Here is a 13,448-nt window from a genome sequence, read left to right on the forward strand (position 1 = left end):
TCCCTTATTAAATTCGTACACTATTATTCTGATTAACTATAGTTGTATACTTTTTAAACACTCACTGGCTTTTCTGCTTCTATCATTGAATTACTTTGCATTACGGGACGAACACCAATCCAAAACAATAATCCGATTATAAGCATCCCCAAAGAAGAGGTTTGGAACGCTAAACCATAGCCAATAGCTTCAGTCGCTGCATTTTGAATAAGATTTCCAAATACGAGTGGAGCAATAATACTTGCAATACTTGCAAGAGCAATGAACGCCCCTTGTGCCTTTCCAATGTTTTGAGGAGAGAAAAACTCCATCAATATTGCAGGCGCGAGTGAAAGAATAATATACGCAAAACCAGGTGCAAGGGTAAAGAATATTATGGACATAGATGTTGAAGTTACGGTATTTGCTAAATATATACATATAGCGGATAACACCATCATAAAACCAGCAAGATTAATTCGAGCTTTGCGAATATCTCCTGTTTTACGATAAAGCCGATCTGAAAGCATAGCAAATCCAAATTGGCAAAATGCTGCAAAAAGAAAAGGTAAAGACACGGCTAGTTTCAATGTTTGACCATCAAACTGTTGAATTTTGGTAAAGTAAGCTGGAAACCATACTGCTTGAACGGACAATAACCAATAAGCACACCCACCGCACAAAACGGTCAAAATAAAATTTCTAGATAAAAGATGTGGGAAAAACTGGCGCCATGAAACCTTAGGGAGACTAGACGACTGTTTCTCCTTATGATGAATGTCAGACAGCCCGATTTCTTTTGGACTTTCTTTACCGAAAATCTGCCATAAAACTAACACAATCAGCCCAAGAATACCCATGGCAATAAATGCAGATTTCCATCCATATTGTTCAATCAAGTAGATTAATAATGGCGAAGCTATCGCTGATCCCCCAGTCGTTCCTAAGAGAACAGCACCAAAACCAATTCCGTGTCTATGTTTCGGGAACCATTTTCCTATGATTGCCGTAGATAGAGCAGGCGCTGGACCTTCACCTGCTCCCAAAATCATTCTTGTTAGCACAAGCAGAGATAAACTGGAAACAAAAGGAGTTGCAAATTGAACAATCAACCAGATCAAGGAAATCCACGATAACATTTTTTTTGTGTTTTTGGAATCGGCCATACCTCCAAGAATGATGGAGGAGAAGGTAAAGAACCAAAAGAATGAACTTCCTACAATTCCCCATTGAGAAGGACTTAAATGTAACTCTTTCATTAAAGGAATGGAAACCAAACCAATGATAATTTTATCTACTTGGTTGATCATACCGGAAAGAACTAGAAATAATAATATAATCCAAGAATACTTTGGAGTGCTTGACATATATATATCCTCACTTTTTCCTACTGGTTTCAAACGAAAAGATGAAGCAAATTTACTTCAAAGTTTCTACAATACCACCAGCTGTTTTATTACGAGCAGGTACACCACCGCGACCCGGTTTTCCCGTATTCTCATCAATAAACATCGCGAAATCCGGGGAAATTTCCCGGCCATTTGGCATCGTGAGCCACAATCTTAATAAATGACGTTTTCGATCCAGTTCTTCATAGTCTTCATATTGAGTACGTGAATGAAGAATTGTATAATTATTAACGAATTGCATATCACCTGGCTCAAGCATCATATTGTAATGTAACTTTTCATCATGAAGGAGGGAATCCAGTAAGTCTAATGCTTCAATTTCAACTTTCGATAACTGGATACCTGTTTTCGCTTGGGCTGATTCAATAAATAAACGCACATATCGGCAGCTCAGTTTTCCATCATAATAACTAAAGATTGGTGATGTAAATACTGGAGATTCTCCTGGCGCTTCCTCTCCACGACGATCAAAGTTAAATGGACGACAGAGAATTCCTAAATATTCGGGGTTCTTCTCCAGAATTTCATTATAAACAGTCATCGAGCTGATGATACTGCTGTAGCCACCTGATTTCCCCTTTCGCAGGCTTAACAATCCGACAACGTCAGATCCATCCGCGTGAAAAGGAAGATGCAGTTTCGTTTGGTAACCGCGTACATTTGAATTTTCCAAGCTAAGACCTTGATCCCTAACGTGCCCTAAAAGATCACCATTAGCGTTTTGCGATACTGGAGTGCCCATATGAAGGCCGAGACCCCAGTAAATGATGCTGGCTTCTTCATCTGTATACCTTTCAATTGGTAATCCGCGAACTAATAGAAATCCTCTCCCATTCTCCAGCTCTTCAACAAAGTAATCGATTTCCTCTAAGATGTCTGAAATCGGGAAGTCCTCCTTGTTAAAATCAGGTGCTTTTAAACCCTTTTGTTTAACATGTGCTAAAGCGTTATCCAGTGAAGCAATCGTTTTTTTTGACAAATAATAAACCCATGATTCATCTTTAGCCAGGTCAGTGCCTTTCCAAGCTACTGGCCCTTTGACTTTTTCCTTTAAAATAGTTGACATAAGTATTCCCCCTATAATAATTTTGTTTTTTTCTTACTTTACTTCAGTCAATTCTCTTAACTCTCTGCGCAAAATCTTACCTGTCGAGTTTTTAGGCAGCTCTTTAAAAAACTCCACTTGTTTAGGAAGCTTGTACTTCACCAGTCTTTCCTTACAAAATTGGATAATTTCATTCATTGTAATCTGCTCATCCTTGACTACGACGTAGGCTTTTACGCTTTCTCCGTATTCTCCATCAGGAACTCCAACTACGGCCGCCTCGACAACGGCAGGATGCTGATACAGGACTTCCTCTACTTCACGGGGATATACATTGTAACCGCCCACAATAATCATGTCCTTCTTGCGGTCAACAATGTAGATGTAACCTTCTTCATCCATTGTTGCGAGATCACCGGTGTAAAACCACCCGTCCTTAAAAGCAACAGCTGTAGCTTCCGGCATCCCCAAATATCCCTTCATTATATTTGGCCCTTGAACAACTAACTCTCCGACTTCACCTCTTGGCAATTCTGTACCGAACTCATCTACCACTTTGCTATAGACAGCTGGTATACTCAGGCCGATAGAACCTGGTTTGCGAGTTCCTTTTAATGGATTAATCGCAACGAGAGGCGCAGTTTCCGAAAGTCCATATCCTTCTAAGATTGAAACGTTAAACTTGTTTTCAAATTTATGCAGCAGCTCGACTGGAATCGAGGCACCTCCAGAGATACAACTGCGAATAGATTGGAAATCCTCCGCAATCGCTTCAGGTAAATGATTGATAAAACTGTACATCGTAGGTACTCCTGCAAACACGGTTGCCTTTCTTTCTCGAATGGTGTAGACCACATCGACAGGGCTGAATTTAGGCTGGATCAGGACTGTTGCTCCGCAAGCAATTGGTGCATTCAAACAAACTGTCATACAGAAAACATGAAACATTGGCAGGACAGCTACTACACGGTCATTTTCATCGAGTTCAAGTAACGTTGAAATAGAGTCTGCATTCGATACTAAGTTTCGATGTGATAACATCGCACCCTTTGGTTTCCCGGTGGTTCCTGACGTGTACAGAATGACTGCTAGGTCTTCTTGATCAATGTAAGGGCTTCCACAAACATTCAGGCTTGATTCCATGAGATGCTCCCATGTCCATTCCTGATTCTCAGCTCCGGTATAAATGACAAACTTTAGATTTTCCAATTGTTTCTTTACTTCTGACAACTTCGGCTCTACTGATACGTGAGCAATGACCGCTTTGGCTTGACTATTATCTAATATGTAGCTGATCTCCCCTTGAGAAAACAAAGGATTAATCGGTACAACAAATGCACCTAGTCGTAAAATGCCGTAGTAGGCAATGAGAAATTCAGGGCTATTTCCTAATAAAAGTGCCACTCCATCTCCCTTCCCTATTCCTTGGGCAGATAAACCAGCGGCTAATTGATCTACCTGCTGATTTAGTTCCCTATAAGTAACACTTTTATCACTATAGATATAAGCGGTACTTTCTGGGAAATTACTTGCGCTTTTTTTCAGATTTTCGTATAAATTATTACTCATCAAGATTTCCACCCCTTTTCCTCACTTAGAAGCGTTATTTACGCTTACTATTGTGAATATTTTAAATATTACTACATTGAGTATACTCATAAATAATAATTAAATAAAATTAAAGATTTTAATTTGTATATAACAATTGCTAATATACAAAAGTAAGGTGGCTGCTTCCATGACTCTCTACATTCACTTCTAAATAAAATGACAAAGCCCAAGTAAAATAGGCTTTGTCTCTTTACATTTTTGCTATAATTGATTCTTTAAATAATTTTCTATTAACTCAATAAATAAGTTCATAGATTTCGTATGCAATTCAACAGATTCTGTGATAACTGAAAAATTCCTTTTTATCGGTGTTCCTTTTACATTTAATAATTGAATAGTACCAAGCAGTCTTTCTTTTTTAACAGTAAGTTCTGATAAATAACTAATACCCAGGCCCGCTTCGACTGCTTCTTTAATTAGTTGTGTGCTGCCGAACTCCATTAACCTAGTGGGACGTATTTGCAAAGATTGAAATAATTTTTCTGTTGCATCTCTTGTTCCAGAGCCTTCTTCACGGACAATCCAATTCTCTTGTTCTACCTGTCTTCGTGTAACCTCCTTATTATAATAAATTGGAAATTTACCACCTGCCATGATATACATTTGGTCTGTGGAAACTGTTTTAATATATATGTTGCTATGAGATATGTCACCTTCAACAATCCCTACATCAATCTCATGGCTTATGATTGCTTTAGCAATATCTCTTGTGTTTCCTATCTGAACCGAAGGAACGATATTCGGGAATAGATTCTTCAGTTTTGCAAGAATATGTGGTAAAACATATTCACCAAAAGTATAACTGGCACCAATTTTTAATTGTCCTGTTGGCTCGTTATTTAACTCACTGACTAACACAGACATTCGTTTATATAAACCTGTTATTTCTCTTGCATGTAAATAGACAATTTCACCTGCCTTCGTGAGCTTCACACTTTTGTTTGTTCGTAGAAGTAGTTTTGCACCGATATATTTTTCTAATAGTTGAATTTGCTGGCTTACGGCAGGCTGTGTCATATGTAGCTCTTCGGCAGCTCTGGAAAAGTTTCTTTTATCAGCTACAGAAATAAACACAGATAATAGTTGATCCATACGTTCACCTTCTTATATCGTTTTTACTTATTATCATTATAATAATCATTAATTTTACTTATTGTAAATCATTCTTTACGATAATTATACATAAAGCAATCGAGGGGATGAAAACCATTGGAACAAAAAGCAATACTATTGCCCAGTCCTAATAATGAAAAAAAAGCAAAAAAGAAGCTAAATGTATCTCTGGTATATGGAATAGGTTTTACGTTTATCATAGCCCTGTCTGGCTTTTTTTTGGCAGCAATACCTGGTCTAAATCGCATTGGACCACTCGCTTGTGCCATTTTACTTGCTATTATTTATAGACAGGTTTTTGGATATCCAGAAAGATTACGTACTGGCATTCAATTTTCAGCAAAAAAACTTTTAAGATTTGCAATCATACTTTATGGATTAAAGCTGAATATGATTGTAATATTTCACGAGGGCTTTCCACTTTTGCTTAAAGGAGCCGTAACCATTATTTTTTCGATTGTTGTTCTTATGTTGATTGCAAAATTGCTTAAAGCAGATTTAAATCTTTCTCTATTACTAAGTGTTGGCACTGGTATTTGTGGAGCTGCTGCCATCGCAGCCGTATCGCCAATTATAAAAGCAAAAGATGAAGATACGGCTATGGGCGTGGGGATCATTGCATTAGTAGGCACAGTTTTTTCAATTATCTATACGTTATTATTTCCTTTATTGCCTATAAGTTCTATAGACTACGGTACCTGGGTTGGAATTAGCCTTCATGAAATAGGTCATGTTGCATTAGCGGCCGTTCCAGCAGGGCAGGATGCTCTTGCTCACGCATTACTGGCTAAACTTTCACGAGTATTTCTATTAATTCCGCTTTGTTTTATCCTAATGTTTTGGATGAAAAAGAATGGAAAAATGGAGGGTGATGCAAAATTCGAGTTTCCTTGGTTTTTAATTGGTTTTATCGTCATGAGCTTTGTGGGGACCTATATCATGGGTTCTGAGGTTTTAGTATCAGACTCAATTATGACTGATATTGCAACTTTGACATCATTTATTTTAACGATGTCTATGACCGGATTAGGATTAAATATTAGCTTAAAAGAATTACGTACCAAAGCAATACGTCCGCTTATTGCCATTATCATTACCTCTTTGCTTTTAACTATATTAACTTATTATAGTATTTAAACTAATGAGAAAATAAAACAGCCTGAGTTCTAGCTTGGCGGCAAGAACTCAGGCTGTCTTAGGTTTTTAATGAAGTCATCAATAAATTCCTTCGCTACTTTTGTTAAACCTTTTGTTTCTAAATAAATAAGCCAAAAATCAATGGGAAAATAATTTTCTTCTCTTATAGGAATGATTTTTATTTCTCCATTTTTAACCATGGGACTATGGTTAAGAGAAAAATCATGCAAAAATAAAACCGCTTGACTTTCTTTTACCAATTCGAAAAGAAGGCTGCTGCTGTTTGATCTAATTAAAACTTGATTGGGATTCAATTTAATTAATTTTAATACCTTTTTATAATCCGATGAATGATATAGAACAAATTTTGAATTCTCTAAATCACTAAGAGTTACATATTCAAAAGAGTAATAAGGTGAATTTTTACCAACCGCTATACAAATATGCCCCTCATGAATATGTTCAAAACAAATATTTTTTTCTTTTTTTAATTCATTTATAGATGTATGTATTAAAGCGAAGTCATAGTTTTCTTTGTTGAAATTCTGAATAATATCTGTAGGGTTTTGCTCTACAAATTCAAATGTAATATCTCGATTTCTTGAATTGAACTTAACCATTGTTTCTTGTATTGCAAATGAAAAGGTTGGCGCTGTAATCATTTTTAAATGAGTTTGATTACTGTTTTTATAATCATAAATTTCTTTATTTAGTTCTTTCATGGTCTTAAGTATAGCCACTGCTTTGGAAATAACGATTTTACCTTCAAAAGTAGGAGTAACTCCTTGTTTTGCTCGGTTAAAGATTTTTATTCCAAGCTCATTTTCTAGCTGTGTTATGGATTGACTCATCCCTGAAGGTGAAATAAATAATTTTTCTGCTGCTTTTGTAATGGACATCTCATTTGCAACATTGACAATATACTCCATTTGTTCAAAATTCATTCTATCACCTCGACTTCAGCTGATCTGATGCTCATTATGATCCATGAAAACATTTTACACTTGATTTTTAATCTCCGTCATACACATTTGTTATGCAAGGAATTTCTCAGTAAATAAATATTATGGATTATTCATAGGACGCGTTCCCCAATCTGATTACGCGCCCATCGAGCTATTCAGTATCCGGGTTAAGGATCTTTACATCAAAATTCGGTTTGATCGACAATCGAGGATAGTCTTTGCGCCATTTTAAAGACTTCCAAATGTTTGGATGGTAAGCCTTTAATTGCTTTCCAATACCTAGAAGATCACAATTAGCTTTTTGTAAGGTCTCGATTGTTTCCGCTGCCTGATCTTCCAGATGTTTGCTAAGTTGTTTTTCCAACCGTTTAGTTTGTTCAGCATTAAGCCATTGAACCTGCTCGCCAGCTTCGAACACAATCAATTTCAATCGGACTTTTACATTGACTTTGGGCATTCCGTTTTTTTCAGGGTGGACAGTGATTTTTGAATCTGATTTCTTGACGTACACCGAGTAAATCCTTCCCTCTTCGTTTTCAGACATATGACCTGTCAACCTTTGCTTCCCTTGGTCTCTACCAAGCAGTAACATGACCAATCGAACTTGTTCCTTGTCGAGTTTCTCCCCAGTATTCGTCCCTTGACGAAATAAAAGAGCGCCGTTTAATTCTAAATCTGAATTTGATTGTTTCAACAACGGCAAAGCAAGATCTTCCAAAGGGTCTTTTTTTGATTGAATAAATTTCATCAAAGAAACGTTTGACATAATTCCGTTCTTTTCTAAAGACGAAACAAATTCGTACAGCTGATTGGTAAACTCTTTTTTATTTTTTACAGTCATTTTAAGATTCTTTGATATGTTCCCGTCAACTACGACTACGGGAGAGTTAATCGCCGAATAGGGGGCCGTTAGTATAAAATTTAGCTTTGAAATAGGATCATGCGATGCGAAACTTTTGCTTATCGCATAGATTCTTGTGTTCACACCTAAAAAAGGACCCCGACCGACGTTTTCACTTTCATAGACCGCTTCGACTAAACTAGGTCCTTTGAGCTCCGTAATCTCCGAGCTCGACTTCCCCCCTCCTTGACCGGCACCGTTGAGGCTTGTGACGATATACTGGAGGACGATGTTCCCACTCTCCTCGTCCAAATCAATACTTGCCATATCTACCAATTTGAGATCACGTAGCTGCATTTGATCCCAACAACCCGTTAACAGCAGTAATATAAAGATGACCATAGAGGCTTTTTTCATCCTCCCACCTCTCTTTTCCTTACCAAAGAAACAATAAGAAGAATTGTCGGTACAATGGCTACGATAATGACAGTATTTGTATTATGAAAGGTGGAAAAGCGAAAAATCCAATACCGGTCAGAGCCCCAGAATCCTATCACAAAGCAAACGATTGCCAACATCCAAACTAAAAGAGAATGCTTGCAGATTTCTTTGCCACGGACAAACGCAAGATAACGGGCAGACAAAAATAAATAAACATAAACAGTTACGGTAGTCACGGACAGCCAAAGCGTCAAAAATAGAATATCGAGACTTTGAACGACTGGCCACCTGAATTTTCTGAGAATATACATCATGGGCTCTTGAATGAAGTTTATTTGACTCTCGCTAAAGTTATAGGTCACAATGACCGATATCAACACGTAAAAAAAGGTAGTGAATCCATTGGCGAGTGATATTGCAATTAGGATATCCTTCTTCTTATGGCACGTTACGAATGGGAAAACGTATAGGAGAAGTTCATATCCCGCATACGCCCAAAAAGCAGGGAGAGTATCCTTTAAAATTGAACCGAACCCGTGAGTTCCAATAGGCAGTAAATGGCGAAAGTCCCCTTTCCCCATTCCACTAATGATTATAATCAGAGCGGACATCAGAAACATTAACAATATTGTCTCCGTAATAGTAGCTATTGACCTGAGCGAAGAGGAAGCGATATACGCGGCGATAGCGAGCGATAGCCCGATTAAGACTAACCAAGGGGTCTCAAATAACACCCATCGGCTGAGAACATCGGAATATGAGACCACGACCATTAGACTCGATTCCACGAAATACACCGCAAACAAAAGGTTCAGGACCGACCCTAACGGCTTTCCAATGATTGTGGATAGGTACTGGGGCAACGGCCGATCCTCATAACGTTTTCCAAGTTGATAAATGACTAGGATGACCGCTTGAGCGATAACCCCCCCAAGTAATATGGACATCCATGAGTCATAGCCCGAGTTGCGGGATTCATAGTAAGGAATTGATAACACACGAACGCCGACTTGTGTCAGAATAACAAGACAAATGAGCTGACGTATCGATATCATATTCAAGTGTTTCATTCTATCCTCCCTTTTGGAGCTCCTATTCTCCTCTCATCTTGTGCCAAGCTTTCCTTCGAGCGATTTTTCAAGGTTCTGATCGGTCCTCTGAAAATCGTATCCTGGATCGTTTTACCGCTTAACCCTGAATAAAAGTATGGAATTCCCATCGTGTTCATACGCGCCAAATGCGTTAGTACGATAAGAAATGCCATCTCCAATCCGATGAGTCCGAAGAACGCGGCCATGACGATGAACGGGTACGTCAGTAACCTTGCGGCGTTACTCATTTCGTAGGAAGGAATAATAAAAGAAGCAATGGCCGTTAGCGCCACTATGACAACCATCATATTGGAGATCAGATTGGCCTCAACGACTACGGTACCAATGACAATACCGCCGACAACACCGATTGTCTGGGAAATCGGACTTGCAAGACGAACTGCTGCTTCTCGCAAAATTTCGAGTATGGCCAACATAGATATTGATTCAAGGATGGCTGGCATCGCAATGAATTGCATGGAGCTTTGCAGCGTCAGCGAGATTTCAAACGGCACAATCCTTGGATCGAAGGTGACAAGGGCCACGTAAGCTCCGGGTAAACATATCGCAATAATAAAGCATAAGATTCGAAGAAAACGCAGGGTGCTTCCGTAGAACCAACCGATTTGGTAATCATCTGGGGTTTGGAAGAATGCCCAAAACGAAACAGGTACGAGCAGGGAATTTGGCGAACCATCGGTCAAAATCGCGATTTTCCCCTCCATCAAGTATGATCTTACCCGGTCAGGTCTTTCGGTTACGAGTATTTTCGGAAATATTGAGAATTTCTTTTCTTCAATCAACTCTTTTAGAAAACCTGGCGCTTCAACATAATCGATGTCAATGTCTTTTAGCCTGCGATCAAACTCCTTTAAGACAACTTCGTTGGCAAGAGAACGTAGGTAAAGTACGGCCACTTTTGTTTTCGACCTAACACCAAGTTGATAAAACTTTACCACAAGATCTGGCGTCGCAATCAGTTTGCGCATCAAATTGAGATTCGTATCTAGATTTTCAATCAATGCTTGGTTGGAACCGCGCATAACACGTTCGTTAACTGGAATATTTACTGCGCGTTCTTTGTTAAGCTCCGTTCCAAGCAAATAGAACTTCGCCTCGCCTTCAATTTGAACCACTGTCTTACCTTCGACCAGCGCTTTCGGCACGTCCGAAAGAAGATCCGTCTCTTTATAATCTAAAATGGACACTGCATCACGTACACTGATGTGTGTATTACGAAGCAAATTGCGGATAATATGATCTTGCACCACGGTAAGATCAATCATTGTATCTAAATAAAAAAGCCGAAAATGTCTGTCGCCAGCCACGAAATCGCTCGATTTGAAGTCTGAACTATGGAATAGTATTTCCTGCAGCGACTTCTCGTTTTTGTCTAGTGATTGGTCGGCTTTCATTAAAGGTACCTCGTTTCTTCAAAATCGGAAAGTTTTACATATTTTACCCTTAACTTCTTTTCCTATTCCGTTTCAAAGCTATTGAAATGAACATTTCGCTAAGTAACAAAAAGCGTCAATCTCCTTTTGGACGTTGACGCTTTTTTGACGTTATGTTAATTGTGATTCTAAAATGCCACTTGTATATATTATATTAGCAATACTTACTTACACATTAAATTTGTTAATTTTTTTAAAAAACCTTGGTAAATATGCTTTGTGTGCTTCTAGCATTTCGTCTACAATCGCTATAGCCACTTTATCGTTTGCAACAAGCGGATTGATCGTCAATGCAACGATTGCCTTTTCACGACTTCCTTCTACCGCGGCCTCAATTGCCATCTGTTCAAAAGATTTAATCGTTTGTATCAATCCTCGAACTGGAACTGGTAATTCTCCCATCGTTAATGGAACTGGACCATCCTTCGTAATGACACAGCTAACTTCAACAGCAGCGTTATATGGCAGGTCTGAAATTGCCCCTTTGTTCATTGTATTCAATGGTTGAATATCTCGGGTATCATTGTAAATAGATGAGATTAAACGACAAGCCGCATCGGAGTAGTATGCTCCACCACGTTTTTCTAACTCAGGTGGTTTTACGTCTAGTGTCTCATCTTTATATTTTTCAAATAGAGATGCTTCAATCCGTTGTACGACTTCTGCACGCGTTTCATTAGATTCAAATTCTTTCAATTCTCTTGTCAGCATTTCAGATGTTTTGTAGTAGTAATGATGGTATGAGCATGGGATGACGTTGATACCTTTAAGGAATTCAGGTGCCCATTCCTCGGCGTCAATATTTTTTACAAAACTTGCATTGGCAGGATCCATGATCATTCCAAGAACTTTATCTTTTACACTAACTCCATCTAGATAAACTTCTAAGCCAAAAACCATATGATTAAGACCTGCAAAATCAATTCGAACTCGTGAGTGATCCACGTTTAAAAGTTTTGCTATGCCCATTTCCATTCCAATCGGAATATTACAAAGGCCAATAAATTTCTTAATATTTGAATATCTTAATACTGCCTCTGTCACCATACCTGCAGGATTTGTAAAGTTAAGTACCCATGCATTTGGACAAAGCTCTTCAACTTCCTTACAAATATCTAAAATTACTGGAATCGTTCGGAGCGCTTTAAACAAACCACCTGCACCATTGGTTTCTTGCCCGATTACACCATATTTTAATGGAATTCTTTCATCAAGTGCACGTGCAGCCAATTGTCCAACACGAAGTTGTGTCGTTACGAAATCAGCATCTTTCAAAGCCTCACGACGATCATACGAAAGGTGAATCTCAATTGGAACCCCAGCTTTTTTAACCATACGCTTTGCTAGCGCACCAACTGTTTCTAATTTTTCGCGACCTGCTTCAACATCAACAAGCCAAAGTTCTGTAACTGGTATTTTTTCATAACGCTTAATAATGCCTTCAACTAGTTCCGGCGTATAACTAGAGCCCCCACCAATTGTCACAACTTTAAATTTTTTTGACATTACTTGTGGCCCCTTTCATACATGTCAACGAACTCTTTTGCCAAGTCCTTTACGGTCATCGCATTCATCAAGTGATCTTGGGCATGAATCATTAAAAGTGAAATTTCTGTTGGTGTTCCACCTATCTCAGATTGAATGAGCGATGTTTGAATATGATGTGCCTTATTTAAAGAATCACCTGCTTCCTTTAATTTTTCGCGTGCTAAATCCATATTCTGTTCTTTTGCAGCATGAATGGCTTCCATTGCTGCACTTCGACCATTTCCACCATGTAAAATCAAGGTAAAAATTTCTGTTTCATGTTTTACCATAAAACTGACCTCCTTCCTCTTTCAAGAGAAATTTTGAAACTCTGTAGCCTTATGGCCACAAATTTTCTATATTAAAAACCCCTTTGGGTATTCTTGTATTCTATAAAATTTTCAAACTTAAAATTTTTTATATTATCATGTTTTTTTCATGTCATCCAAATGCCTTTTGAACTCAAAGTCATTTGCTTTCAAAAGGCATAAGAAGAGACTCTCTTTCGATTTGTATACTACTTATTTTCTATTAGTTTTATAGCTGACTCGAGAATAGCTTCACCATCACACATGCCATAATTCATCATATCAATAACTTCAACTGGAATGTTTTTCTCCCCACAGATGTTTTTCATTTCGTTCAAAAGAAAACGTACTTGTGGTCCTAACAATAACACATCCGCCTCTTCGACTTCTGATCGAACAACAGATTCAGAAACTGCCCAAATATGTGCTGAAATCCCTTTTGACACAGCAGCTTTTTCCATCTTTGTAACGATTAGACTTGTAGACATGCCGGCAGCACAACAAAGTAAAATATTCATTATTTTTTC

12 protein-coding genes are annotated in these 13,448 nt (G+C 38.2%); 1 reads left to right on the forward strand and 11 read right to left on the reverse strand.

Annotated elements, in window-relative coordinates:
- Window positions 1-53 precede the first annotated feature (53 nt).
- The 4 genes from SFC47_RS19075 to SFC47_RS19090 form a co-directional block, all read right to left on the reverse strand.
- On the reverse strand, window positions 54-1,346 hold the full coding sequence (locus SFC47_RS19075) for an MFS transporter (protein ID WP_411255952.1): 1,293 nt from the start codon (window positions 1,344-1,346) through the stop codon (window positions 54-56).
- Window positions 1,347-1,398: 52 nt separating this feature from the next.
- Window positions 1,399-2,454: a TauD/TfdA family dioxygenase gene (locus tag SFC47_RS19080; protein ID WP_411255953.1), complete on the reverse strand. Its 1,056-nt coding sequence runs from the start codon at window positions 2,452-2,454 to the stop codon at window positions 1,399-1,401.
- A gap of 33 nt (window positions 2,455-2,487) precedes the next feature.
- Window positions 2,488-4,002 (reverse strand): long-chain-fatty-acid--CoA ligase, encoded by a 1,515-nt coding sequence (locus tag SFC47_RS19085; protein WP_411255954.1) that lies wholly within the window; start codon window positions 4,000-4,002, stop codon window positions 2,488-2,490.
- A 243-nt stretch (window positions 4,003-4,245) separates the two neighbouring features.
- Window positions 4,246-5,136 (reverse strand): LysR family transcriptional regulator, encoded by an 891-nt coding sequence (locus SFC47_RS19090; RefSeq protein ID WP_411255956.1) that lies wholly within the window; start codon window positions 5,134-5,136, stop codon window positions 4,246-4,248.
- Window positions 5,137-5,253: 117 nt separating this feature from the next.
- On the opposite strand from SFC47_RS19090, the gene SFC47_RS19095 reads away from it, so the two are divergent.
- Window positions 5,254-6,294, forward strand: coding sequence for a YeiH family protein (locus SFC47_RS19095; protein ID WP_411255957.1), 1,041 nt, complete (start codon window positions 5,254-5,256; stop codon window positions 6,292-6,294).
- A 29-nt stretch (window positions 6,295-6,323) separates the two neighbouring features.
- Here SFC47_RS19095 and SFC47_RS19100 read toward each other — a convergent pair whose 3' ends face one another.
- The 7 genes from SFC47_RS19100 to SFC47_RS19130 all read right to left on the reverse strand — a co-directional run bounded on the left by SFC47_RS19100 (window position 6,324) and on the right by SFC47_RS19130 (window position 13,439).
- Window positions 6,324-7,238 (reverse strand): LysR family transcriptional regulator, encoded by a 915-nt coding sequence (locus SFC47_RS19100; protein WP_411255958.1) that lies wholly within the window; start codon window positions 7,236-7,238, stop codon window positions 6,324-6,326.
- A 172-nt stretch (window positions 7,239-7,410) separates the two neighbouring features.
- On the reverse strand, window positions 7,411-8,517 hold the full coding sequence (locus SFC47_RS19105; protein ID WP_411255959.1) for a Ger(x)C family spore germination protein: 1,107 nt from the start codon (window positions 8,515-8,517) through the stop codon (window positions 7,411-7,413).
- Window positions 8,514-9,611 (reverse strand): GerAB/ArcD/ProY family transporter, encoded by a 1,098-nt coding sequence (locus SFC47_RS19110; protein WP_411255961.1) that lies wholly within the window; start codon window positions 9,609-9,611, stop codon window positions 8,514-8,516. Before SFC47_RS19110 ends, SFC47_RS19105 begins: the two co-directional genes overlap by 4 nt.
- Window positions 9,608-11,047 (reverse strand): spore germination protein, encoded by a 1,440-nt coding sequence (locus SFC47_RS19115; RefSeq protein WP_411255962.1) that lies wholly within the window; start codon window positions 11,045-11,047, stop codon window positions 9,608-9,610. The genes SFC47_RS19110 and SFC47_RS19115 overlap by 4 nt, the downstream gene beginning before the upstream one ends.
- A gap of 207 nt (window positions 11,048-11,254) precedes the next feature.
- Window positions 11,255-12,592: a 6-phospho-beta-glucosidase gene (locus tag SFC47_RS19120; RefSeq protein ID WP_411255963.1), complete on the reverse strand. Its 1,338-nt coding sequence runs from the start codon at window positions 12,590-12,592 to the stop codon at window positions 11,255-11,257.
- Entirely contained in the window at window positions 12,592-12,903 is a 312-nt protein-coding gene (locus tag SFC47_RS19125) for a PTS lactose/cellobiose transporter subunit IIA (protein WP_411255964.1), read from the reverse strand. Before SFC47_RS19125 ends, SFC47_RS19120 begins: the two co-directional genes overlap by 1 nt.
- A 227-nt stretch (window positions 12,904-13,130) precedes the next feature.
- Window positions 13,131-13,439, reverse strand: a complete 309-nt coding sequence (locus tag SFC47_RS19130) for a PTS sugar transporter subunit IIB (protein WP_411255965.1) — start codon at window positions 13,437-13,439, stop codon at window positions 13,131-13,133.
- Between the last annotated feature and the right edge of the window lie 9 nt (window positions 13,440-13,448).

The sequence above is a fragment of the Neobacillus niacini genome (genome assembly GCF_046591715.1).
GTDB classification, from domain to species: Bacteria; Bacillota; Bacilli; order Bacillales; family Cytobacillaceae; genus Neobacillus; species Neobacillus niacini_L.

Coding starts and splice junctions, on each gene's coding strand:
- SFC47_RS19075 (WP_411255952.1), bottom strand. CDS start 1,346: ATGTCAAGCACTCCAAAGTATTCTTGGATTATATTATTATTTCTAGTT.
- SFC47_RS19080 (WP_411255953.1), bottom strand. CDS start 2,454: ATGTCAACTATTTTAAAGGAAAAAGTCAAAGGGCCAGTAGCTTGGAAA.
- SFC47_RS19085 (WP_411255954.1), bottom strand. CDS start 4,002: ATGAGTAATAATTTATACGAAAATCTGAAAAAAAGCGCAAGTAATTTC.
- SFC47_RS19090 (WP_411255956.1), bottom strand. CDS start 5,136: ATGGATCAACTATTATCTGTGTTTATTTCTGTAGCTGATAAAAGAAAC.
- SFC47_RS19100 (WP_411255958.1), bottom strand. CDS start 7,238: ATGAATTTTGAACAAATGGAGTATATTGTCAATGTTGCAAATGAGATG.
- SFC47_RS19105 (WP_411255959.1), bottom strand. CDS start 8,517: ATGAAAAAAGCCTCTATGGTCATCTTTATATTACTGCTGTTAACGGGT.
- SFC47_RS19110 (WP_411255961.1), bottom strand. CDS start 9,611: ATGAAACACTTGAATATGATATCGATACGTCAGCTCATTTGTCTTGTT.
- SFC47_RS19115 (WP_411255962.1), bottom strand. CDS start 11,047: ATGAAAGCCGACCAATCACTAGACAAAAACGAGAAGTCGCTGCAGGAA.
- SFC47_RS19120 (WP_411255963.1), bottom strand. CDS start 12,592: ATGTCAAAAAAATTTAAAGTTGTGACAATTGGTGGGGGCTCTAGTTAT.
- SFC47_RS19125 (WP_411255964.1), bottom strand. CDS start 12,903: ATGGTAAAACATGAAACAGAAATTTTTACCTTGATTTTACATGGTGGA.
- SFC47_RS19130 (WP_411255965.1), bottom strand. CDS start 13,439: ATGAATATTTTACTTTGTTGTGCTGCCGGCATGTCTACAAGTCTAATC.